Below are 22,957 nucleotides of genomic sequence, written 5' to 3' on the forward strand. Positions count from 1 at the left end.
GGGCGCCACGCCACCGTGGCCGCCTCCACCGCTGCGCGTTCAGCCGAAGCCGCCCGCGCATTATCAAGGGACCATGAACACCCTCGTCATCGGCATCGGCCTTCCGTTACTGGGCGCCTACGCCCTCTACGAAAACGAGCGCGCCGTGGCCATGGTGGGCTTCATCGGTGGACTGGTGGCGTGGATCTTCGCCGCGCTCCGGTTCAGCCAGGAGAGCAAAGCCCGCCAGCACAACCAGGCCGAACACTTTGAGCACGTGAGCCGCGCCATCCTGACGTGGGCGCGCATCACGGATTCGGCCATCGTGGAGCAGGTGCGGGACAGCGACGGCCGTGGCACCCACTACCTGCTCGACCTCCACGTCACCCCGTGGCACCCGTCCCACCCGGCGCCGCGAAAGGTGCCCCTCCGGTTGAAAGTCCCGGTGGCGCACGGCCCCCATGTGGTTCCGGGCGCGTACCTCGGCGTGCTCTCCGACCCGGAGGCGGCATGGGTCGTCCCGCAGAGCCTCCTCACCCTGCAAGGCGCGCAGCTCCCCCTCTGAAGCACGCCCTCATGGCACCAACACCAGCTTCCCCACCGTGCCGCCGGACTCCAGTGCCCGGTGCGCATCCGCCACCGCGTCCAACGGAAACGACTTCACCGGTGGCGGCACCAGCTTCCCCTCCTCCAACCAGCCCAAGAGCCGCGCCATGGACTCCTCCAGCACGGCGCGCTGCTCGAACAGGTACGACAGGTTGAACGCCAGCACGCTGGTGTTGTCGTTCGTCAGCGAGAGCGGATCGAACCGGGGCGTGCGCAGCCAATCCCAGGCCAGCTTCGCGTAGTTCGGCCGCCCACCGGTGCGCGGCAGCATGGAGTGGAAGCCGTAGATGACGAGCTTCCCCGGCGACGCCAGGTGCTTGTAGCTGTCGCGCAGCGTGGACGGCCCGTTCGCATCCAGCACCACGTCATACCCACGGGGCGCCGCCTTCTTGGCCGCGCTCCACAAGTCCTCCCGGCTCTTGTCGATGACGACCTCCGCCCCCTGCGCGCGAGCCGTCTCCACCTTGTGCGTCCCACCCACCACGCCCACCATCCGGCACCCGGCGATGCGGCCCAACTGGAGCAACGCCCCACCCACGCCGCCCGCCGCGGAATGCACCAGCACGTTGGCCCCCGGACGCGGATGCGCCAGCTCAAAGAGCGCGTAGTACGCGGTGAGGAACACCGTGGGGAACCCCGCGGCCTGCTCCATGCTCAGCCGCGCGGGCAATGTGAACACCTGGTGACGAGGCACCGTCACGTGGGTGGCGTACCCACCAAAGCGCGTCACGCCGAACACTCGCGCGCCGGGGGCCAGGTCCTCCACCCCTTCGCCCACGGCCTCCACGCGGCCGGCGAACTCAAAGCCCGGGGTGATGGGCCACCCCACGTACTCCTTCGCGGAGGCGTACAGCCCCATGCGGATGACACAGTCCGCATAGTTCACCCCGATGGCTTCGGTGGCCACCCGGACCTCTCCGATTCCAGGTGAAACCTGATTCACCTCTTCAAGGTGGAGCTGTTCGTACCCACCGGCTTTGCGGATGACGACCTTGCGTGCGCGCATACCCCGTTGAGTACCACGCGACGCAGCGCGACAACGTCAGTGCACGTCCAATCGACGGAAGACGCTCGCGTGAGATGTCTCTAGACTCTGTATCGCGCTCGAGGACAGGTCCTGTTCCGGACGCGTCTTCCAAAAACAAACAGAGGAGTATGCCCATGCGATTGAGGCCTTCGCTGTATCTCGCGAGCACGCTGCTGCTTGGCATCACCACCGGCTGCGGCGAGGACATCGCGTCCCACGAAGAGGCGCTCGGTGAGGTGGAAGCCGCGGCGGTCTCCACCGCCGGCGCCACCACGCACTTCCGGAACTGGCTGTCGTCCAACGGCTACAACAGCTACGACTTCGTTCGCACGGACCTCACGGGCGGCAGCTACGGCGGCAAGGCCAGTGCCTCCGACACCGTGACGAAGCAGCCCGTCATCTTCATCCACGGCAACTCGGACAAGGCGGTGGGCTCGGTCTTCGGCCAGACGGGCTGGACGAACTCCCTCGAGTACTTCCACTCGCGGGGTTACAAGACGAGCGAGCTGTACGCGACGACGTGGGGCCCGGCCAACGCGCTCCAGTCGGCGAACCAGTACCACTCGAAGCAGCACGTGATGAAGGTGCGCAAGTTCATCGAAGCGGTGAAGGCGTACACCGGGGCCTCGAAGGTGGACATCATCGCCCACTCCATGGGCGTGACGCTGGCGCGCAAGGCCATCCTCGGCGGCACGGCCCACGACGCGGCGGACGGCGGCACATACAACGTGGGCGCGCCGCTCACGTCCTCGGTGGACACCTTCGTCGGCATCGCCGGCGCCAACCTGGGCCTGACGTCCTGTTACATGTCCGGCCCGTCGACGCCCACCTGCGGCTCCACCAACGGCCTGTACCCGGGCTACCTCTTCTGGGGCAGCGTCACCGGCCGCTCGACGTACCTCAATGACTTGCGCTCGACGAGCGGTTACGAGGGCGCCTTCCGCTACACCATCTACTCCACGGCGGACGAAATCATCGGCTACGACGGCATCGTCTACGGTGAGTACACGTCGCGCATCCCCGGGCAGACGGGTGAGAAGCGCTACACCGGCTACCCCTACGGCCACTTCAACTCGAAGGACCTGACGGCCGAGGTTCAGTACGACATGGTGGTCAACCACACCATCCCGTAGTCATCCGCCCCCGGCGCCTCCACCCTCGCGAAAGGGTGGAGGTGGACCGGCTCAACACCCCATTACGGCTGGGGCAGCACGCCCGGCGTCGGCTCGCCTTCCTGGCCCGGCGTGGGCGGAGGCAGGCGCTCCGGCGTGAGCGGCTCGGACGCCGGCGCGGGCGGAGACTCCGGCCGCGGCGCCTCCTCCTTCGCGGGAGCGGACGGCACCTCGATGCGCCCCGCCGCCGCGTCGCGGACGAAGGCGAAGGCCGCCTCGTTGAAGCGCTCCGCACAGTCGAGCTGCACGGTGTGCCCACAGCCCTCCAGCGCCACCAGCTTCGCGCCGGGGATGTGGGACGCGCCGTACTCCATGATGCCGCGCGCCTCGCCGCCGTGGAGGAAGGGGCTGGGGATGAGCCGGTCATCCGTGCCGTAGATGATGACGGTGGGCACGGTGACGCGGTGCAGGTTGTCGCGCACGAAGTCGTTGTGGGACAGGCCTCGCACCGTGCGCACGTTGGCGTAGGCGTAGGCGTCGAACTCGGGCGACTTCGCCAGCCGCACGCGCTCCTCAATCAGCCACTCCAGCTCCGGCCGCCAGTGCATGAAGTTGGCCTGGCGCACGCTGCCCCAGATGCTGGCCTCCGGCGCGGACTTGATGAACTCGGAGCTCATCGCCCGCGCGAACCACTCCTTCTCCCGCCAGCTGAACTTCTCGAAGCCGGCGGGCGACGCCAGCACCAGCGCGCTCAGCGACTCCGGGTAGCGGATGGCGAAGGAGAGCGACGTCTGCCCGCCCATGGAGTGACCGGCGAGCACGGGCTTGTCCAGGCCCAGGCCGTCCACCAGCTCCAGCACCGCGTCCGCCATGGCCTCCATGGTGTACGGGAAGGTGCCGGGCTTGTCGGACTTGCCGTAGCCGGGCAGGTCCACCGCGATGACGCGGTAGCCCTGTTGCTGGAAGGCGTCCAGCTGCGCCCGCCAGAACTTCAGGTACGAACCCAGGCCGTGGATGAAGACGACGGCCTTCGCGTCCGGGCCGCTGCCGGGCATGTCGACGTAGGCCATCTGGGGCACCACGGCCATGCCGTACTGATTCGCGGTGCGCGGAAGCGGAATCCGTTTCACCGGCCAGGGCTGCTTCGAGCCCTCGGAGGTGTAGTCCAAATCCTGGAAGGAGAGCGCGGGCTGGTGCGCGTACGAGCGCACGCAACCGGCGGAGGAGAGCCCCGCCGCGAGGAGCAGGGCCGTGAATGCGCGGGAGGTGCTCATGGTCAGAACGCGTACCAGGTGAAGGTGGTGAAGACGGAGAAGGGATTGGTCCGGATGGTGGGCGAGCCGTCGTAGAAGCTGCCCCGGAACAGGTAGCCCGCGTGCAGGCCGGCCGTCATGAGGTAGCGGATGTGGTAGCGCAGCTCCGCGTTGACCTCGGTGCCGATGTACCGGCCGCGCTCGACCTCGGGCGTCCACCGCACGGGCGTCGCGTCGGAGGTGGCGGTGCCCACGCCCAGCTTGAGGTTCAGCTTGTTGGGCACCATGTCCCACGCCGCGGTGGCGATGGCGGCGCGCATGCCGTAGCCCTGGTTGGAGATGTCCGTCACCGCGCCCGTGTAGTTGTTCACCGTGCTGGTGAACGGGAACAGGATGAGCATCTTGTGGTTGAACCACACCGCGCCCGGCAGGCCGTACTGGTTGAGCGTGAAGGCACCGGTGTAACGGCTGTCAGAGAGGTCGTCGTCACCGGTGGTGTACATGCCCTCCAGCGTGAGCATGTCCGCGGGCCCGCGGCCCCACTGGTACATCAGCTCCAGGTTGGCGGAGAGGCCGGAGATGTTGAGCTCGGCTAGGGCGGAGCGCTCCGGGTCGTCGCTGACGTACTTGCCGCCGTTGTACATGACGAAGCCGGACGCGCCGAACCGGCCCGTGCGGAAGTCGATGTTGTGGTTGAAGTTGGCGCCCGCCCAGAAGACGTTGCCCGTGGGCCGCGCGATGTCGAAGCGCGCCGTGCCCGTGAAGGTGTTGAGCCCCGTGGAGGACGGACCGCTCTTCACCAGGCCTTCGAAGGCGTAGGCGTCACCCTTCGTCTGGTCGTTGAGGAACCACAGCGACAGGCCCACGTTGGTGTTGGGCCGCACCGGGTAGACGTAGTCACCGGTGATGAGCCAGATGTACTTCAGGCGCGGGTCGTTGCGCGTGCCCTTGTCCGCCTGCGCGGTGCCCAGCGGCATCAGGCTCAGCTTGGCCAGACCCTTGTAGCCACTGAAGAGGGAGATGCCCGTGGCATCGCTGCCCAGGAAGCTCATCTTGTAGCCGGTGCGGGTGATGTCCGACAGCGGCGTGCGCGTGGGGTCGTAGACGTTGTCGTAGACGGGCTGCGTGCCCACCAGCAACGTCAGCTCACGCGGCTTGCGCGTGGGATACAGCGCGACGTTGACGTTCTTCGTCTGGATGTTGACCTGGTCGGCGTTGAAGCCGCCGCCCTCGTTCTGCTGGAGCGCGTTGGCCGACCGGCCCCACATGTAGTCGATTTCGAACTGGGCCCGGAAGGAGGCCAGCCCATCCACGAAGTGGGGGCTGTACTCCATGACGGGAATCCACCGCTGCTCGATGAAGTACGCGGACAGGCCCGGCTCGGCGCGCACCGCGCTTCCCGCGGGCATGCCAATGGGGCCCAGCGACACGCCGCGAAGGCCGGCCGGGTCGCCCACCTGGTTCTGCACCGACACACGCGTGAAGAAGTAGTTGATGAGGCTGAACTGACTCGGCTTCGCGTCCTCGTCGCGGTTCGCCTCGTCGTTCCACTCACCGTAGTAAAGGCCGGGAACGGGCGTGCTCTGCGCCGCCGCCGGAAGCGACACACCCGCCAGCGCCAACGCCAGGGCTCCCGCGGACCGCCGCGCCGCCCTGCGTGCCTCGGACAACCACCACCGTGCCATAAACACCTCGGCCCCGTGCGCGGGGGCGCTCCCAGCCTTCCGGCGGGACTGCGAACGTCTGCGTGCTCGACTTTTCCCGTGGCCCGCGGACTGCCCGCCTCGCGAGGCCGTGCTCCACCCCTGCCGCGCCCGCGCCACACGGCACCCGCCGGGCACGGGCCCCACGCGGAAGGGAGGAGGAGCACGCCTCCCTTCCGGCGGGACTCACGCTAGCCGCCGATGGTGTAGCGCTGCACCGCCTTGCCCTCGAACGGCCGGCTCTCGCCCCCGATGACCTGGTTCACCGTGGCCGAGCCCACCGAGCCCGCCGCGCAGTTGGCGCCCGTGGCGCCGCCCTCGAAGAAGAGCTCCAGGTCCAGCGTCCGCCGGTCCGCGGAGAACGCGCCGCGGCCCACCTGGCGGAAGCCCGGGAAGGTGAACGCGACGTCGAAGCACTCGCCGTCCCCCTGCACGTTCTCGATGCTCACCACGGTCGAGGTGAAGGTCAGCGCGTTCTGCGGGAGCTCGGGGTTGCAGGTGCCGGACATGCCCGCGTTCGGCGCGCCCTCGATGGTGCCCGGGATGCTGTCGACCCGGAAGTTGCCGCCCTGCACCGTCATGGTGACGCTCTGATAACACTGCGAGCTGGCACCGAAGTTGATGTCTTCACTGAAACCGTTCGGATGGCTGGGAATGTTGGCCCCAGTCATCGTCAGCGTCTTGCCTTCCACGAACGCCAGGATGCCCTGCGGCGTGCTCAGGTTGGGCGTGTTGTCCACCGGGTCGCTCTCACCACAGCCCACCAGGGACAGCGCAGACGTCATCACCGCGGACAGCAGCATCTTCTTCATGGGTTGCTCCTCTTCCTCCGGCGGGCATCGCCGGGCTGACGCGACAGTCGACAGGCAGCGAGCCACCGTTGGCGTGGCCCGTCCTTCAAGGTGCGTTCACGCTCAATGACGCGAGCGGTCCCGGTCCGCGGCCACGGCCGCGTCGCGAAGCTCACGCTTGAGAATCTTTCCGGCCGCGGAGATGGGCAGGCGCTCCATCAGCTCCACGCGCTTGGGCACCTTGAAACGCGCCACGCGTCCCCGCAGGTGCTCCAACAGCGCCTCCGCCGAAACCTTCCCATCCGGCTTCAACACCACGAAGGCGCGGCCAACCTCGCCCCACTTCTCGTCGGGCACACCCACCACGGCGCACTGCGCCACCGCGGGGTGCTCGTACAGCGCGGACTCCAGCTCCAGCGGGTAGATGTTCTCTCCGCCGGAGATGAACATGTCCTTCTTGCGCCCGGCGATGGTGAAGAAGCCGTCCGCGTCCACGCGCGCCAGGTCGCCGGTGTGCAGCCACCCTTCCGCGTCAATCGCCTCGCGCGTGGCGGCCTCGTCCTCGAAGTAGCCGGAGCACATGGAGGGGCCCTTGAGGAGCAGCTCACCCACCTCGCCCGTGGGGACCTCCCGGCCGTCGTCATCCACCAGCTTCGCGGCGATGAAGTAGTTGGGCCGGCCAATGGAGCCCGCCTTCGACACCGCGTACTCCGGCCCCATGCTGAAGAGGCCCGGGCCGAACTCCGTCATGCCGAAGCCCTGCTTGAAGGGCACCGGGTGCACCGCCTGCCACGCCTGGATGAGCGGCACCGGCAGCGCCGCGCCGCCGCTGGTCATGAAGCGCACGGAGGAGAAGTCCGTCGTCTTGAAGCGCGGCGACTCCAGGAGCTGCTGGTACTGCGTGGGCACCGCGAAGAAGAGCGTCACCTTCTCCCGGGGGATGAGGTCCAGCAGCGCCTCCGGCTCCCACCGGCGCATGAGGACGACGGTGCCGCCCACGGTGAGCAGCGGCAGCGTGTACACGAGCAATCCACCCGTGTGGAACATGGGCGTGTGCGTCACCGTGACGTCGCCGGGCCGCACCTCGTGGACCAACGTGTTGAGGGTGTTCCACGCCACCATGCGGTAGCTGACGCGCGCCCCCTTCGAGCGCCCCGTCGTTCCGCCGGTGAAGATGAGGCAGAGGATGTCCTCCTCGGACACCGCGTCCTGCGTCACCGGCGAGCCCGGCACGTGGGCCAGCGTCGCCGCGTAGGCGTCCGCGCCCGGCAGGCCCTGCGACTCCAGGGACACCAGCCGGGGGCCGCCGCCCAGGCGCTCGCGGACGTCCGCCACGGTGTCGCGGAAGTCGTCGCCGAAGAGGAGCACGCAGGGACGGATGGAGCGCACCAGGTCCGCCAGCTCGGCGGCGTGCAGGCGCCAGTTGAAGGGGACGAAGACGGCGCCAATCTTCGCGCAGGCGAACAGCGCGTCCAGGTACTCCACGCCGTTGTGGGCCACGATGCCCACCCGGTCGCCCTTCTTCACGCCGGCCACGTCACGCAGCCAGCCGCCCAGCGCTGTGGCGCGCATGTTCATCGCGCGGTAGGTGAAGCGGCCCGCGTCACCCCGGGACGGGTCCACCACCGCGACACTGTCGGGCCAGTAGAGGGCGCCACGGCCCATCCAGTCACCGATGAACATGTGCGCGCCCTCCGTCATGGCGTGACTCAGGCCGTCCAGCGGTAGAGGGCGGAGGCCATGGCGAGCCCGCCGCCGCTGGCACACAGGGCCACCAGGTCGCCGCGCTTCACCTTGCCCTGCACCACCGCGTCATCCAGCGTCATCGGGATGCAGGCCGAACCGGTGTAGCCCCACTTGTCCATGGTGTAGTGGGCCTTCTCCATCGGCTGGCCCAGGATCTTCATGGTCGCTTCGATGGTGCGCAGGTTGAGCTGCGTGAAGACGAACTGCTTCACGTCGTCCAGCTTCAGGTTCTGCCGCTTGAGGAGCTGGTCCAGCAGCATGGGCCAGCGCTCGGTGTTGAACGTCGCCGGGAACTTGCGGACGAACTGCACCGCGGGCTTGCCGCCCGTGAGTTCCAGCGACTCCGCGGTGGCCGGGCGGTTGGTGCCGCCGGTGTAGACACCCAGCGCGTCGTGGTACTCGCCGTTGGCCAGCAGCTTCGCGCCCATGAAGCCGGGCGTGTCACCCGCGCCCAGCACCACCGCGCCCGCGCCGTCCGCGAACAGGGTGGCGGTCTTCTTGTCCTTCCAGTTGATGTAGCGCGACATGCCGTAGGCGCCCACGACGAGGATGCGCCGGTAGCTGTCATCCGCGGCAATCGTCTTGGAGCCCACGTCCAGCGCCGTCACCCAGCCCGCGCACGCGCAGTTGAGGTCGTAGGTGCCGGCGTTCACCGCGCCCAGCTTCGCCTGCACCACCGAGGCCGTGGCGGGGCTGAGATAGTCCGGGGTGTCGGTGGCGATGATGATGAGGTCCAGCTCCTCCGGCTTCGTGCCCGCGCGCTCCAGCGCCTGGCGGGCGGCGCCCACGCAGAGGTCGGAGGTGGCCTGGTCATCCGCCATCATGTGGCGTTCGCGAATGCCCACGTTCTGCTGGAGCCACTCATCCACCTTCTCACCGAGAATCTTCTCGACGTCAGCGTTGGTGAGGACCTTCTCGGGGACGTAGCGGCCAGTGGAGAGAATCTGGGCGTATCGCATGGGTGTTCGTCAGCTCCGGGCGGCGCGCGCCGGTCGGCGGGCGGGACGCAGGGTGTTCTTCTTCAGGGGCTTCGGTTTGGGCTTCGGCTTCGGCTTCGAAGCGGCGGAGGACTTCACGGTGTTGCGGCCCGTGGACGCGCGCGGGTCCAGGCCGTGGGAGATGAGCGCCATCGCGGTGTCGAGGACGCGCTCGAGCCCCGGGTCCTCCTCCCAGAGGACCCAGCGCATGCCGAGGAAATCACTGATGCCCATGAGGCAGTAGGCCAGCGCCTCCGGGTCCATGCGCCGCACCTGGCCCGCCTCCATGGCGCGGGTGAGCCCGCTCACGTAGCCGCGAGCGAAGCGGTCGTAGTAGCGGCGGTAGCAGGCCTCATCCACGAACTCCGCCTGGCGCACCACGCGATAGAGATTGGGGTGCTGCCGCACGAACTGGAAGAAGGTGCGCAGGCCCTGGCGCTCCACGTCGACGCGGTCCTCGCAGCCGGCCACGGACTCGGCGATGAGCCGGCGCAGGCGCGTGCCCAGCTCGTCCACCACTTCGACGAAGATGGACTGCTTGTCGGGGAAGTAGACGTAGAACGTCCCGAGCGCCACGCCACCCTTGCGCGTGATGTCCGCGATGGAGGCGCGCTCGTAGCCCTTCTCACCGAAGACCGACTCCGCGGCCTTCAACAGCTTCGCACGCGTCTTCTGGCCTCGCGGCGTGACGGGTCCGGAGCGGTCTTGAGAAGATGAAGCCCGATTCATGTTTCACCTAGCGGTAGCACCCGGCAGGGAGGGTGTCAAAGCACGGTCGATGGCTTCGCGCGTCAAACCGCACGTTCGACGCACGGCGTCAGCGCTCGTGCGGCGCCGACGTGTGCAAAGCCTACTCTGAATGTTCAGTACACGTGCTCACGCGACGGGAGCCGTTGCGCGTCGGGACGTGCCGCGCAGGAGGCGGCGCGGGCACGACATGCCCCATCATCCTCGGCCTGAGTGACTGCCGGTGACACGGAGTCGACGGGCAGATACACGGCCGCTCATGCGTGGCTCCTCCGAAGCGACATGCAGCCCACCGCACCGCGCTCGGAGCTGGAAATCACAAACACATAGAACTGTCGGCCATGGCCTCGCGAGAGGTCGTGCGCCGCCAGGCAGACTCCCAGCGCGCCACTGACAGCCCCACGTCCCCCACATCGGTGCCGGACAGGTGCAGCCGAGGCGCCCCGAGTCACGCACCAAGGCGGACGCGCACGCAACCCCACTCATGGGACTGCCACTGCTCGCCATTGAGGTCGGCGTAGATATCCCCTTCAAAGAGAGACGGCAGACCCGACAGGATCTCCTGGATGCACGCAGCGAGCCCGCGGCCCATGTTCTGCCGCCCTGACCCAAAGTGATCGGGCTCCCGGCCCGTGACGCGGACCTGTTGTCGCGAGCACGGCGCACGGCGACGGGGGGCTGGTTCGTGCGCCTCACGCATGCGCCGCTCGTTCGCAACAACCCAGCCCACGCGGGCGGGCGGCTTGGAACCGATGAGCGCTTTCCGGAAATCGGTGGGCACGCTGCGCCGTGAACAGTCAGGCGCCAGCCCTCCGTTCATCCGGACACAATGCGCGGCGTCAACGAGCCCCGGGCAGGTGCCACCGCACCTGGCTCGCCCCAGCTTCGCGCCACCGTCCAGCCGAGGCGTCCCCCGGCGGACGGACACACCTTTCCACTGTCAGCATCGACACAGTTCACGGTGCGAATGGACGTCACATTCGAGGTTGCACCCTTGGAGCATCAAATATAAATTATCTGCCATCCCGCTAAAGTGCCTATAAATTCAAGGCAAACGCCCCCATGTTCCTGGACGAACTAGACCACCGCATCATCGACATGTTGCAGCGCGATGGCCGCGCCACGCAGCTGGAGCTGGCGCGTGCGGTGAAGCTGTCCCAGCCGGCGGTGGCGGAGCGGATCCGCAAATTGGAGGAGCGCGGCGTCATCACGGGCTACTCGGCTCGTGTGGACGCGGCGAAGCTCGGCAAGGACATCACGGCCTTCATCGGCGTGAGCATCGAGCACCCGAAATACTTCGACGAGTTCCTGACGAAGGTGTTGTCGCTGCCGGACGTCCTGGAGTGCCACCGCGTGGCGGGCCAGGACTCATACCTTCTCAAGGTGAAGACGGCGAACACCCGTTCGCTCGACTCCCTTCTGGTGGGAACGCTGCGCACCATCGCGGGAGTCACCCGCACGCAGACGACCATCGTCCTGACGTCCATGAAGGAGGACACGCATGTCCACGTGCCTCCGCAGCCCCCGAAAGGAGCGTGACGTATGAGCGCCGACGCGATGAGCGCCCCCCTTCCCCCGCCGCCCGTATGGCGGTTGGCCCAGCGGATGTCCCGCATCAAGACGTCCGCGGTGCGCGAAATCCTGAAGGTCGCCGAGCGGCCCGACATCCTCTCCTTCGCGGGAGGCCTGCCGGCCCCGGAGCTCTTCCCGCTGGAAGCCATCGCCGAGGCGCACGCCGAGGCCCTGGCCACCGAGGGACGCGCCGCGCTCCAGTACAGCACCACTGAGGGCTTCGGCCCGCTGCGTGAGTGGATTTGCGGCCACCTCCAGAATCGCGGCCGCCAGTCCAACGCGGACCAGGTGCTCATCACCAACGGCTCGCAGCAGGGCATCGACCTGGTGGCCAAGGTCCTGCTGGACCCCGGTGACCTCATCATCGTGGAGAACCCCAGCTACCTGGCGGCGCTGCAGACGTTCGGCGCCTATGAGGCGCGCTTCGCCACGGTGGGCAGCGACGACCAGGGCATGCGCACCGACGACCTGGAGCGCCTGCTGGCCACGCACAAGCCCAAGCTGGTGTACGTGGTCGCCAACTTCCAGAACCCCAAGGGCACCACCCTGTCGCTGGAGCGGCGGCGCGAACTGGTCCGCCTGGCCCAGCAGTACCGCTTCCTCATCCTGGAGGACGACCCGTACGGCGAGCTGCGCTTCCGCGGCGAGCACCTGCCGTCCCTGTCCGCCTTCGACGACGAGGGCGTCGTCGTGTCGCTGGGCACCTTCTCCAAGACGCTGGCCCCGGGCATGCGCCTGGGCTGGGTGGTGGGCCCGCGCGACTTCGTGCGCAGCCTGGCCATCGCCAAGCAGTCCACCGACCTGCACACGGCCACGCTGGCTCAGCGCGCGGTGGTGAAGCTGCTGGCGCGCTTCGACTACGCGGCCCACCTGGAGTCGCTGCGCCCCGTCTACGGCGAGCGCGCCCAGGCCATGCTGGATGCCCTCCAGGCGCACATGCCCGCGGGCACCCAGTGGACGCACCCCGAAGGCGGCATGTTCCTGTGGGTGGAGCTGCCCGGCGGTCTGGACGCCCAGGCGCTGCTGCCCAAGGCGGTGGAGCAGAAGGTGGCCTTCGTACCGGGCGCGCCCTTCTTCGCCAACAACCCGCGCCCGGAGTTCATGCGCCTCAACTACTCCAACCGCCCGCCGGAGCTGATTACCGAGGGCATGCGCCGCCTGGGCGCCGTGATTGCCGCCGAGCTGGGTTGAGCCGCTGACGGGGCACCTTTGCCGCGCCGCGTCGGAAACGACGCGGCGCTTTTCGTTCCAGCGAAGTTGAAGATTGATTCAGGTTTCACATCGCTCACCGCTGGCCAGCGCGGTCGGGGTTTCGTACCCTGCGCGGCATTTCGTATCACCCCACCTGCCGGAGAGACACATGCAGCTCAAGGACCTGAAGATCATCGTCACGGGCGGCGCCCAGGGCATGGGCGCTCACTTCGCGCAGCGCCTGCACGAGGCGGGCGCCCAGGTGGCCGTGGGTGACGTGGCCGAGGAGCGCCTCGCCGCGCTGCCCGCCGGCATCCACCGCCGCAAGCTGGACGTGTCCTCCGAGGAGGACATCGTCTCCTTCGTGAACTGGGCGCAGGGCGCCATGGGCGGCCTCAACGGCCTCATCAACAACGCGGGCATCCTCCGTGACGCGCTGCTGGTGAAGAAGGACCGGACCACCGGCGAGGTGAAGAAGCTGTCCACCGCCGACTGGAACGCCGTCATCGGCGTCAACCTCACGGGCGCCACGCTGATGGTGCGCGAGGTGGTGGCGAAGGTCGCCGAGTCCGGCCAGAAGGGTGGCGTGGTCGTCAACATGTCGTCCATTGCCCGCCACGGCAACCGCGGCCAGTCCAACTACGTGTCCGCGAAGGCGGCGCTGGCGGCCAACACCGTCACCTGGTCGCGCGAGTTCAGCCCCTTCGGCGTGCGCGTGGGCGCGGTGGCCCCGGGCATGATCGAGACGCCGATGACGCAGGGCATGAACCAGAAGGCCCGCGACGCGCTGGTCTCCAACATCCCCGTGGGCCGCATCGGCGTGCCCGAGGACATCTGGCTCGCCGTGAAGTTCATCCTGGAGTGCGACTACTTCAACGGCCGCACCATCGACGTGGACGGCGGCCTCAACTTCTGAGCCTCCTCCTCCGGGCGGCACGGCAGCGTGCCGCCTGGAGGGTCCGCTGGGATGCCGCGCTTCATCGCCGGCTGGCGTCACTGAGGCGCATGTCCCTCAGCAGCGCGGGCTCGTCCGCGTAGAGCAGCTTGTAGGCGCTGTAGCTGCCGAGCACCTTCTTCACGTACTCGCGCGTCTCCTCGAAGCCGATGTGCTCCACCCACTCGTCGAGCTCCGCTTCAGGCAGCGCATGCCGCCAGCGTTCCACCGCGCGCGGCCCGGCGTTGTAGGCCGCCACCGCGTAGGCCACGTTGCCGCCGAAGTGTTTGACCAGTTGTCCCAGGTACGCCGCGCCCAGGCGGATGTTGGTGTGAGGCTGGAGCAACGCGGACTCACCCGGCATCGGCATGTCCAGTGAGTCCGCCACCTGTCGCGCCGTGGCCGGCATCAGCTGCGCCAGGCCCAGCGCGCCCGTGGCCGAACGCGCGCGGGCATTGAAGCGGCTCTCCTCGCGGATGAGGCCCTGGAGCAGGTCGGGGTCCACGCGGTGGGCCCGCGCGTAACGGGCAATGGACGAGCGGTACGCCAGCGGCCAGGTGGCCTCCCAGATGGGACGGGACGCGGCGCTCAGCGGACCGTGCACCTCCTGCTTCAGCGAGGTGCGCGCCACCTGCCGCGCGGCCCGATTGCGGCCGGTGCGCTTCAGCGTCTGATACAGCAGCCGCGCCGGCGCCTCGGGCAGCGCGCGCGCATCCACGGCGAGGAACTCCTCCACCGCGCCGGGCAGCCCCAGGCGCATCAGCTCCACGCCCGCGTTGAAGCGCGCGTCCTTCGCCAGCGCGCCGGGCGGCAGCGGCCAGATCTCCTCGGACTCGCCCACCTCCTCCACCGCTTCGTCCGCCGGGGCGGCGTCGCGGCCGGAGCCGCCAGTGCCCTCCATGGCCGCGGCAGGCACGGGCTTGGGGTACAGCCGCGCCACGCGCTCCGGTGAGAGCAGCGCGAGCCGTGAGCGGGCCAGCATCCCGTACCAGGCCGCGGGGCGCTCGGCGGCGATGTGCGCGTATGCATCGAGCGCCGCCTGCGCCGAGGCGCCGGACTCCTGCATGCGCGCACGCCAGTACCGCGAGCGCCACAGCGCCTCGTCCGTGCGCGCCGCTTCGGGCAGGTCCTCCACCGCCTTCAGCGCGGCCAGGGCCGCTGGGGCGTTGGCCTTGCGGGAGTGCAGCCAGAAGGCACGGAAGAGCGACTCCGACGCGAAGTTCCCCGCCGGATAGCGCCGCGCGGCCTCTTCGTAGCGCGCCAGGGCCGTCTCCACGTCGCCCGTGCGCTGGAGCAACCACGCCTCGAAGAAGAGCGCGTCATCCGCGTAGCCATGCTCCGGGTAGTCCCGGGCGAGCGTGGCGTAGGTGGTGACGGCCGCCTTTGGCTCCACCACTGACTGGGAGTAGCCCAGGATGTAGAGCGCCTGCGGCCGCTGCTCGGACGCGGTGCAGCCCGCCACCATGGGCTCCAGCACCTCGATGGCACGGCGGTGCTTGCGCTCCTTGCGCAGCGCCCGGCCGTAGGTGAGGTGCGCGCGGCAGGCCAGCTCGTCCGGCAGCTCCAGGTGCGGCAGCACCTTGTCCAGCAGCGCCATGCCGGCATGGTTGCGGTGCAGCTCCACCAGCGCCTCCGCGCGGCGCACCCGCCACTTGAGGGGCAGCGGCAACCCCTTCAGCCGCTTCTCGGCGCGGCGCGCCTCGTTCGACAGCGGGCTGGTGGCCCACACCTCCAGCAGCGCGCGGTGCTCGGCGTTGTACTGCCCTTGCGCGCGCGCCAGGTCACAGATGGCCAGCAGTGCCTTCATCCGGAGCGCGTCCGGCCCTCGCGACTGGCGGCTGTCGATGAGCTCCTGGAGCGCCGTCAACGCGCCCGGAATGTCCCCCCGCCGCTGGAGCACCCGCGACAGGCTGAAGCGGGCCTCCGGGTACAGCGGCGAGCCCGGGCTCACGCCGCGGTACTGCCCGGCGGCCGTGTCCAGCTTGCGCCGCCGCTCGTTGGCCTGGGCGGCCCGCAGCAGGCTGTGGTCGCGCAGCGCGCCGTAGCCGTCCGCCAGCGCGGCGAACTCCTCGGCCGCCACCGCGTGGTTGCGCGCCAGCAGCGCGCTCTGCGCCATGAGGAAGCGGACCTGCGGCGTGGCCTCCTCCTGGGCTAGCAGGCTCCGCGCCCGCGCGTAGCGCCCGCGCCGGAACTCCGCGTGGGCCTTCGCCAGGGTGCCTTCCGCGAAGTACGGCGCCAGTTGCTCCGGCCCGAAGGCCGCGGTGGACAGCTCACCGTCGGACGGCTGCGCCACGGGTGAGTCGAGCAGCGCTTCCAACTGGTCCTCGGAGAGCACCTCGCCGGGCTCTTCCTCCAGGGGCGCCTGCGCCCAGGAAGGGGATGCGCCCAGCATGCCCGCGCACGTGAGGAGCACCACGGCGCCTGCTCGAAGTCCGTCCATGACCGCCCTCTTTGTCGAACCAGGGGCGGCAATCCATCGTCACTCGCCGTGCGTTTGGGATGGGGGGCGCCGCGTTTTCCCGCGTGCCCTGTCATCCAGCGAATACAGCGCTGATGTGCGCGGCCGGGCCCGTGCGGGAAATCCAACGGCCGCGCCCGGCACCTCCCGACTCCCACCACACCGGAACTATTGTAACATGGTTGCTCAAACGGAACGGCCGTGACATATGTCGCCGACCGCGTGACGTGCGCCGCTCGTCCGCGGCATCCCCCCTTGAGCCGGAACTCGCGATGCAACTACGACCCCTCCAACTCGCCCTCTTGACCGCGACGGCCCTCTTCCTTGGAGCCTGCGGGTCCGACGACTCCAATCCGCCCGACCCCACCGAGGAATGTGGTGGCCACGGCCACCTGCACGGTGACCACTGCCACTGCGACGCGGGCTACACCGAGCAGGACGACACCTGCGTCCCCACCGAGGAGCCCGTCGACGAATGTGGTGGCCACGGCCACCTGCACGGTGACCACTGCCACTGCGACGAGGGCTACACCGAGCAGGACGGCACCTGCGTCCCCGCCGAGGAGCCCACGCCCGACTGCGGCGAGCACGGCCACGCCCATGGCGACCACTGCCACTGCGACGCCGGCTACGTCGAGCAGGACGGCACCTGCGTTCCCGAGACGCCCACGCTGGACTGCGGCGAGCATGGCCACGCCCACGGCGACCACTGCCACTGCGACGCGGGCTACGTCGAGCAGGGCGGCACCTGCGTCCCTGCCGAGGAGCCCACGCCCGACTGCGGTGAGCATGGCCACGCCCACGGCGACCACTGCCACTGTGACGCGGGCTACGTCGAGCAGGACGGCACCTGCGTCCCGGAGGAGCAGCCCGGGCAGGTGGAACTGCCTGACTACGCCCTGGTGCCCATTGGCCATCCCGGGGGCACGGGCAGCTACGCCCAGGCCCTGAACGACGCGGGGCAGGTCGTCGGGAACGTGCGCTCCGCCATCGTCGGCGGCACGCCGTCGCCGCTCATCGCCTATCACTGGGGGAGCGACACCCTCACGGAGCTGGGCACCCTGCCGGGCAGCAACGCCTTCAGCCGCGCCTACGGCATCAACGCCAGCGGCGTCGTGGTGGGCGAGAGCGACAACGACGCGCCCCGGGCCTTCCGCTGGGAAGCTGGCGTGCTGACCGACCTGGGTACGCTGGGCGGCGCCACCGCCGTCGCCACGGACATCAACGACAGCGGCGTCATCGTGGGCAGCTCGTCCACGGGGACCGCGAGCCGCGCCTTCCGCTGGGAGGCGGGGACGATGACGGACCTCGGCTCACTGGACGGGCTGGGCACCACCCTGGCGCGCGCCTGGGCCATCAATGCCCAGGGCGACGTGGCGGGGTACTCCAAGAACGCCCAGGGCGTGACGCGCGCCACGCTCTGGACGCACGACGGCACCCGCGTGAACCTGGGCTCGCTGGACGTCTCGCGCGCCAGCCAGGCGTATGACGTGAACGACTCGAGCACCGTCGTGGGCTCCTCGGTCGTGGGCGCCGCCGCCGATGGCTCGCCCATCTACAACGCCTTCGTCTGGAGCGATGGCACCATCCGGAGCCTGGGGACGCTGCCCAGCCTGCCGGCCGCCGTCCACAGCGAGGCCAAGGGCATCAACGCGGAGGGCTGGGTCGTGGGCTACGTCGGTCAGTACTACGGCAACACCACGCTGGGGACCGCGGCCGCCGTCGCCTGGGTGGGCGGGCAGGTTCACGACCTCAACAGCGTGCTGCCCGCCGACAGCGGGTGGACGCTGCTGAGCGCCGAGGACATCAATGCCCGCGGAGACATCACGGGCATCGGCCGCTTCAACGGCACCATCACCGCCTACAAGCTGGTCCGGCAGTAGCCCCCGCGCCGCGTGGGCCCGAGGGCATCCCCCCGGGCTCACCGCTCCAGGGCGGAGACAATCCCGCCGACGGGCGACGGCTCGCCCCGCAGGCGCTGGAAGAAGCTCCGGTTGTCCGAGCCCACGTCGAACATGCTCAGGTGGGTGGTGTTGCTGTTGTTGCCCGGCCGCATGCCCGAGCAGTCCTGGCGCAGCGGCAGCCCGTGCTCGGCGCGAATCATGTTGTCGCTGGGCGCCCAGCCCGTGCGCGTGTGCGGCGTGGGACGCAGGCCCACCGTCTCGAACTCCTCCGTGAGGCGCAGGCGGTCATCGACCGTCTGCTTCATGGCCCCCGTGAACTGCGGCTGCTGGTGGAAGACGGGCGCGTCGGCGTGCTTGCTGGCCGCCAGCGGTCTGACCTGGAGCCCGTGGGCCCGCGCCAGGCGTGGACCGACTCGTGGCCCAGGCTGGCGACGTGCGAGCCCGAGCCCTGCTCGTTGGACTTGATGTCGCTGGGCCGGCCCGCGCCGGGCTGGCCGCCAATGCGGGACGCCGGGCGCGTCGACTCGAACGTGCCGTCGTTCCGGGGCGCCTGCGCGTTGGGCAGCGAGGCATTGCGGCCCGAATAATAGATGTCCGCTACCGTCACCGGGTTGCGCAGGGTGCCCGTCACGCCAGGGTTTACCGCCTGGGTGCAGCCGTCGAGCTCCGTCATCATCCGGCGGCCGTTGGGCTGCTCATCAGTTGGTGCGTGGAATTGCGCGCGTCCAGGGTGAAGTCCGCGAAGTCCGCGCCGGACTGGCCATTGTCACGGCGCGTGCGGATGCCCCGCAGGTCCGGGTGGACCACGCCGGAGTCCGCGCGGTTGAGGTTGTCCTTACGCGTCTGCAGCTCGCGGGGCGATGGGGGCCTTGGGAGCGGGAGGTAGGCGATTTCCTGACACCAGGGCATCTCCCGTGCCTGCCGCACCGCGGCACAGCCCACCGAAAAACCTACCTGATTTCAGCGACTTACGTGAGGCCCGGAGATGCCTCCGGGCGAGAACGCCGGTGATACCGCTCATCCCCAAGTGACTGGCATCACCAGTCACCACCACGAATGCGTCTGGCGGCGAATCCGCTCCACGCGGTGCCGGACGCTGCGGTGGCCCGAGGCCAGGCACCCGCACCGCCTGCCGGCCACGCACCGCGCCGCGGCGCTGGCAGGCGGGCCCGCCTTCGGCGCGCTGGAGGTGGTGGGCGGGCGGGACACCCGGGGGGAGCGCCTGCGTCGGCAGCAGCGGCACGAGCTTCCTGGATTCCAGGCCGTCATCGCGCCACCTCCAGGTGAGAAGGGTTGCACGCACCTCGTGAGGGTTTCATCGCCAGTGGCATGGATGGACTCCGGGGGCTCGCGTCCAGTCATCGCGAAAGGCAACCTTCGTGCCTTTCAACGAACAAACGCAGGTCCCTGGTTTTCCTGGCGACGCTGGGACGAGATGGGGGCGAACCGACTGTGCGCGTGTGCAATGGTCGTCACACCGCGTGACGCGGGTGTCAGCGAGACACTGCGGAACAGGGAGACAGGCGCGCCCACTCCCGCCACATCCCGCACAGCCGCCCACGCCCTCGCCAGGCTCCCCCGCATGCACTCCCCGTAAATCAAGCGCGACCAGAACTCCCAGCAAGGCGGGGCCATCCTGGCTGCGCCTCTCATCGGGCCGGCGTCAGTCCCTTGGGATAGGGAAAGCCCTCACCGCGCAACGACTGACGCGGTGCCTCGACTGGAAGTGAAATTCTTTCGCCGCAATTCCAGCGCTCCCCCAGAATGTTCCTTCACATGAACAGACAGCTTTTCCTCCTCGCCGCCCTTGGTGCCACCGCGGCCCTGGCCAATGACACTCCCGTCTTCCAAAAGAATGGAAAGCCATTCTTTGTCATTGGCGTCTATGACTACCCGGACTACGACGCGGACAGCTACCCCAACTACGGCACGACGCCCACGTACCACCCCGGGATTGCGCGCGAGAAAGACGCCTTCGCGCTCAGTGAGCTGGCCAGCGCCGGCATCAATACGGTCCGCACACGCATGCAGCACCTGGGGCTCACCGACCTGACGCGGGCCGAGGACTATGGCGTCTACTACGTTCCGTTCGCGTACAACTACGAGCCGGAGCCCTACGGCCCGGGCAAGATAGACTGGTCACACTTCACGGAGTTCCACGTCATCGGCTCTCCGCTGGACCAGAAGATCGCCGAGATTCGTCACGCCGATTCACTGCTCTTCTACGAGCACCAGGACGAGGCCGCCTGGAGCCGCGAGGCCTGCATCCTTCCGGGGGTCAACGACCCACGGCCACTGGACCCGGATGGCTGCGTCATCCACACGCAAGGGCTCCTGCTGTGGCCCTCCTACGAAGCAGCGCTGAACTACAAGGACTTCGTCCGGGCGCGAGACCCCCACCACCTGATGTGGGCGAATGAAGCGGTCATCCCGGAGAACCATCCACGAAACGTCGGGCTCGCACGCAAGTGGCGGCTCATCGCGGACATGTGGTCCCAGGACACCTACCCCGTCTACAACCACAACTGGAGCACCAACGCGAACACGAACTACCCCCAGGAGCCGGGGATTCCGTTCCCCCTCATCGACCAGAACGCCATCGGCGGGGCGCTGGACCGGATGAAGGCGACGTACGACGCGGATGGCGTCGCGCCGTTCGTCCCGGCCGCCCCCATGTTCTTCGTGCTGGAAGCCCAGGGCTTCAATGAGTGCTGCTGGGATTGGAACGGCATGCCCGGCCGCGGCCGGCGGCCCGAATACGAAGAGCTCCGCTTCCAGGCGTACAGCGCCATCATCCACGGCAGCCGCGGCATCTGGTGGTGGGGAACCGACTCCATCGGCAGCTCCTCCCTGCTCTGGGACCACATCAAGCGGCTCGCCAGCCAGCTTCGAGACCTCGAACCCGCGCTCGTCGCGAACACCATCGCCGCGGGGCCGGGAACCTGGAGCGTCTCCGCCGCGTTCAGCGCGCAGGTCGAAGGCACCCTTCGGGAGGTGAACGGCCGGCGCTACCTCATCGTCGCCAACAAGACGAACCAGCCGCTCCAGGGCGTGTCGTTCCAGGTGTCGAGCTGGAACAAGGCCCATGCGCCAGGCGGCCCACGGGTCCTCTTCGAAAGCCGGACGGGCGCATACACCGCCAGCGTCCCTTCACCCGGCGCCTCCTGGACGGATGACTTCGGGCCCTGGGGCGTCCATGTCTACACCGACGCGCCGGACCGGAGGCCCCCCAGCGACCTCGACGCGGATGGGAAGTCGGACCCCGCCGTCTACACGCAATCCAGCACCGCCAACGTGCCCAGCCACTTCACCGTCCTGCGCAGCGCCGTGGACCGCAAGGTGGGCTTCGACCTGGGAGACCTCACCGACGACCTCCCCCTGAGCGGGGACTTCGACGGGGACGGACACACGGACTTCGCCGTCTACACGAAGAAGGTCCTGCTCCCCAACGCCACGACCTGGGGAGGTTGGTACGCCTGGCACTCCAGCCGGGACAACAAGGACTACTGGGACACGCTGGGCGAAGTGGGCGACGTGCCCGTGGTCGGCGACTACGACGGCGACGGCCGCACCGACTTCGGCGTGTACCGGGCCCCGACGAGCTGCCAGACCCAGGATGACCTCTTCATCTACCGGGCGTCCCACAACGGCGCCGTCACCACCTTCTCCCTCGGCGCCGAGTGCGATGACCTGCCCGTCAGCGGGGACTTCGACGGGGACGGACACACGGACTTCGCCGTCTTCAAGAAGCGCGTCGACCTGGGCGGCGGCACCTCCTGGGGCGGCTGGTACACGTGGTTCTCCTCCAGCACCCTCCAGAAATACTGGACGGACCCGCAGGGCCCGGTGGGCGCCCTGCCCGTCGTCGCCGACTACGACGGGGACCGCGTCGCCGACATGGGCACCTACAAGACGGGCACCTGTGGTGCGCCCAGCACCTTCAAGTACGTGCGAAGCACCGATGGGCAGTTCATCACCGCCAGCCTCGGCGAGTGCGACGACGAGCCCGTGGTGGGTGACTTCGACGGAGACGGCGCCGACGACCTGGCCCTGTACAAGCGCAAGGTCCTGCTGGGCAACAACACGCCCTGGGGCGGCTGGTTCACCATCCGGCCCAGCCAGCAACCCACCCAGACGCTCTATTACAACCTGGGCGAGGTAGGCGACGTGCCCGCCAGCCCCGCCCATTTCCGCTGACGCAAGCTCGCGCGGTCAGGGTGCCCGGCTCACGACCGGGCGCCCTCCCGCCTCCCCTGGCGAGCGCCACGGACACGCCGTCCGCCAGCCGACGTCATCCTTCGACTCGCGGACGACTGGCGGGATGACGGGCTAATCACGAGATTCCAAGCTATTCAGGAAGAAGCGGCGGAGCCGTCGGTTCTCAGTAGCGGAAACGAAGGCTCGGCCACATCTTCGGGAAAGGCGGGAACATGCGCCTTTCCAGGTGGCGGCAGGGCCACCCGGGCAGCCCTCTTCAGACAGGGAGGGAGTCCCAGACCAGGGGTGCGAGGCGAGGGGCACCCACCGCTAGATGAGGTCGAGGGGCATCATCGTGCCCGCTTCGAACTCCGGGGCACGGCGCAGCTGGTCCAGCACCCGCGGCGCGCAGCGCAGGTGGAGCATGGGCATGGAGCCCGGCTCGCTCACCGAGCGCACCGCGCCCAGGAGGTGGTGTGCCTCCAGCCAGCGCATGAGGCTCTGGTGGAACTGCGCGCTTTCGGCCAGGCCGGCCTGGTGCACTTCCGCGCGGGAGCGGACGGGCGGCCGTGGAGACGTGCGTCTACGCGACGCCGCCGCGGGTTCCTCGCGGGGCATCACCGTCACGTCAATCCAGTCGGGCTGCGTGTCCGCACTCGCGGCGCCCGGCAATGGGCGCACGCGCGCGGACAGACCCGGGACGCCGCCGACCCGGACGTCCCCCCACTCGCCATTTTTCCTGCCCATGGCCCTCATCCTC

The 22,957-nt window shown here is 69.0% G+C and carries 20 protein-coding genes; 8 read left to right on the forward strand and 12 right to left on the reverse strand.

Going from position 1 to position 22,957, the window contains the following annotated elements; genetic code table 11:
- The first annotated feature begins 73 nt into the window (after positions 1 to 73).
- Positions 74 to 544: a hypothetical protein gene (locus BLU09_RS18950; protein ID WP_244171835.1), complete on the forward strand. Its 471-nt coding sequence runs from the start codon at positions 74 to 76 to the stop codon at positions 542 to 544.
- A gap of 9 nt (positions 545 to 553) precedes the next feature.
- On the opposite strand, the gene BLU09_RS18955 is transcribed toward BLU09_RS18950, so the two are convergent.
- Positions 554 to 1,591 carry a synaptic vesicle VAT-1 family membrane protein gene (locus BLU09_RS18955; protein ID WP_090490957.1) on the reverse strand — a complete coding sequence of 346 codons (1,038 nt, stop codon included), beginning with the start codon at positions 1,589 to 1,591 and terminating at the stop codon, positions 554 to 556.
- 155 nt (positions 1,592 to 1,746) lie between these two features.
- Here BLU09_RS18955 and BLU09_RS18960 point away from each other — a divergent pair, with 155 nt between their 5' ends.
- A complete protein-coding gene (locus BLU09_RS18960; RefSeq protein WP_186817946.1) occupies positions 1,747 to 2,745 on the forward strand; it encodes a lipase family protein in 999 nt (332 codons plus the stop codon).
- A 62-nt stretch (positions 2,746 to 2,807) separates the two neighbouring features.
- Here the strand turns inward: BLU09_RS18960 and BLU09_RS18965 are convergent, their stop codons facing one another.
- The 6 genes from BLU09_RS18965 to BLU09_RS18990 form a co-directional block, all read right to left on the reverse strand.
- Positions 2,808 to 3,998 carry an alpha/beta fold hydrolase gene (locus tag BLU09_RS18965; RefSeq protein ID WP_090490959.1) on the reverse strand — a complete coding sequence of 397 codons (1,191 nt, stop codon included), beginning with the start codon at positions 3,996 to 3,998 and terminating at the stop codon, positions 2,808 to 2,810.
- A 2-nt stretch (positions 3,999 to 4,000) separates the two neighbouring features.
- Entirely contained in the window at positions 4,001 to 5,662 is a 1,662-nt protein-coding gene (locus BLU09_RS18970; protein WP_228557589.1) for a hypothetical protein, read from the reverse strand.
- Between the two features lie 209 nt (positions 5,663 to 5,871).
- Entirely contained in the window at positions 5,872 to 6,492 is a 621-nt protein-coding gene (locus tag BLU09_RS18975) for a hypothetical protein (protein ID WP_244171836.1), read from the reverse strand.
- Positions 6,493 to 6,594: 102 nt separating this feature from the next.
- Positions 6,595 to 8,172, reverse strand: coding sequence for an acyl-CoA synthetase (locus BLU09_RS18980; RefSeq protein WP_090490962.1), 1,578 nt, complete (start codon positions 8,170 to 8,172; stop codon positions 6,595 to 6,597).
- Between the two features lie 8 nt (positions 8,173 to 8,180).
- On the reverse strand, positions 8,181 to 9,176 hold the full coding sequence (locus BLU09_RS18985; protein ID WP_090490963.1) for a 3-oxoacyl-ACP synthase III family protein: 996 nt from the start codon (positions 9,174 to 9,176) through the stop codon (positions 8,181 to 8,183).
- 9 nt (positions 9,177 to 9,185) lie between these two features.
- Complete coding sequence (locus BLU09_RS18990; RefSeq protein WP_090490964.1) at positions 9,186 to 9,923, reverse strand: TetR/AcrR family transcriptional regulator; 738 nt, start codon at positions 9,921 to 9,923, stop codon at positions 9,186 to 9,188.
- Positions 9,924 to 10,554: 631 nt separating this feature from the next.
- On the opposite strand from BLU09_RS18990, the gene BLU09_RS40105 reads away from it, so the two are divergent.
- From BLU09_RS40105 to BLU09_RS19005, 4 genes are all read left to right on the forward strand, one after another.
- Complete coding sequence (locus tag BLU09_RS40105) at positions 10,555 to 10,734, forward strand: DUF5953 family protein (protein ID WP_222595302.1); 180 nt, start codon at positions 10,555 to 10,557, stop codon at positions 10,732 to 10,734.
- A gap of 269 nt (positions 10,735 to 11,003) precedes the next feature.
- Positions 11,004 to 11,480, forward strand: coding sequence for an Lrp/AsnC family transcriptional regulator (locus tag BLU09_RS18995; RefSeq protein WP_090490965.1), 477 nt, complete (start codon positions 11,004 to 11,006; stop codon positions 11,478 to 11,480).
- A gap of 3 nt (positions 11,481 to 11,483) precedes the next feature.
- On the forward strand, positions 11,484 to 12,704 hold the full coding sequence (locus BLU09_RS19000) for an aminotransferase-like domain-containing protein (RefSeq protein ID WP_090490966.1): 1,221 nt from the start codon (positions 11,484 to 11,486) through the stop codon (positions 12,702 to 12,704).
- 169 nt (positions 12,705 to 12,873) lie between these two features.
- Positions 12,874 to 13,620: an SDR family oxidoreductase gene (locus BLU09_RS19005; RefSeq protein ID WP_011550357.1), complete on the forward strand. Its 747-nt coding sequence runs from the start codon at positions 12,874 to 12,876 to the stop codon at positions 13,618 to 13,620.
- Between the two features lie 61 nt (positions 13,621 to 13,681).
- Here BLU09_RS19005 and BLU09_RS19010 read toward each other — a convergent pair whose 3' ends face one another.
- Positions 13,682 to 16,078, reverse strand: coding sequence for a lytic transglycosylase domain-containing protein (locus BLU09_RS19010; RefSeq protein ID WP_090490967.1), 2,397 nt, complete (start codon positions 16,076 to 16,078; stop codon positions 13,682 to 13,684).
- A gap of 290 nt (positions 16,079 to 16,368) precedes the next feature.
- On the opposite strand from BLU09_RS19010, the gene BLU09_RS19015 reads away from it, so the two are divergent.
- A complete protein-coding gene (locus BLU09_RS19015) occupies positions 16,369 to 17,979 on the forward strand; it encodes a DUF3466 family protein (protein WP_090490968.1) in 1,611 nt (536 codons plus the stop codon).
- A gap of 38 nt (positions 17,980 to 18,017) precedes the next feature.
- Here the strand turns inward: BLU09_RS19015 and BLU09_RS39420 are convergent, their stop codons facing one another.
- Genes BLU09_RS39420 through BLU09_RS19030 form a run of 3 tightly spaced genes read right to left on the reverse strand, consistent with a single transcriptional unit; the run spans position 18,018 to position 18,909 of the window.
- Entirely contained in the window at positions 18,018 to 18,305 is a 288-nt protein-coding gene (locus BLU09_RS39420) for a type III secretion system effector protein (protein WP_244171838.1), read from the reverse strand.
- Positions 18,302 to 18,676 (reverse strand): hypothetical protein, encoded by a 375-nt coding sequence (locus BLU09_RS19025; protein ID WP_143043146.1) that lies wholly within the window; start codon positions 18,674 to 18,676, stop codon positions 18,302 to 18,304. The genes BLU09_RS39420 and BLU09_RS19025 overlap by 4 nt, the downstream gene beginning before the upstream one ends.
- Positions 18,673 to 18,909, reverse strand: coding sequence for a hypothetical protein (locus tag BLU09_RS19030; RefSeq protein WP_143043147.1), 237 nt, complete (start codon positions 18,907 to 18,909; stop codon positions 18,673 to 18,675). The genes BLU09_RS19025 and BLU09_RS19030 overlap by 4 nt, the downstream gene beginning before the upstream one ends.
- Before the next feature lie 867 nt (positions 18,910 to 19,776).
- On the opposite strand from BLU09_RS19030, the gene BLU09_RS19035 reads away from it, so the two are divergent.
- Entirely contained in the window at positions 19,777 to 22,197 is a 2,421-nt protein-coding gene (locus tag BLU09_RS19035; RefSeq protein ID WP_143043148.1) for an FG-GAP repeat domain-containing protein, read from the forward strand.
- 330 nt (positions 22,198 to 22,527) lie between these two features.
- On the opposite strand, the gene popD is transcribed toward BLU09_RS19035, so the two are convergent.
- Entirely contained in the window at positions 22,528 to 22,944 is a 417-nt protein-coding gene (popD, locus tag BLU09_RS19040; protein ID WP_244171839.1) for a PopC secretion inhibitor PopD, read from the reverse strand.
- Between the last annotated feature and the right edge of the window lie 13 nt (positions 22,945 to 22,957).

Source organism: Myxococcus virescens, assembly GCF_900101905.1.
In the GTDB taxonomy this organism is placed as follows: Bacteria; Myxococcota; Myxococcia; order Myxococcales; family Myxococcaceae; genus Myxococcus; species Myxococcus virescens.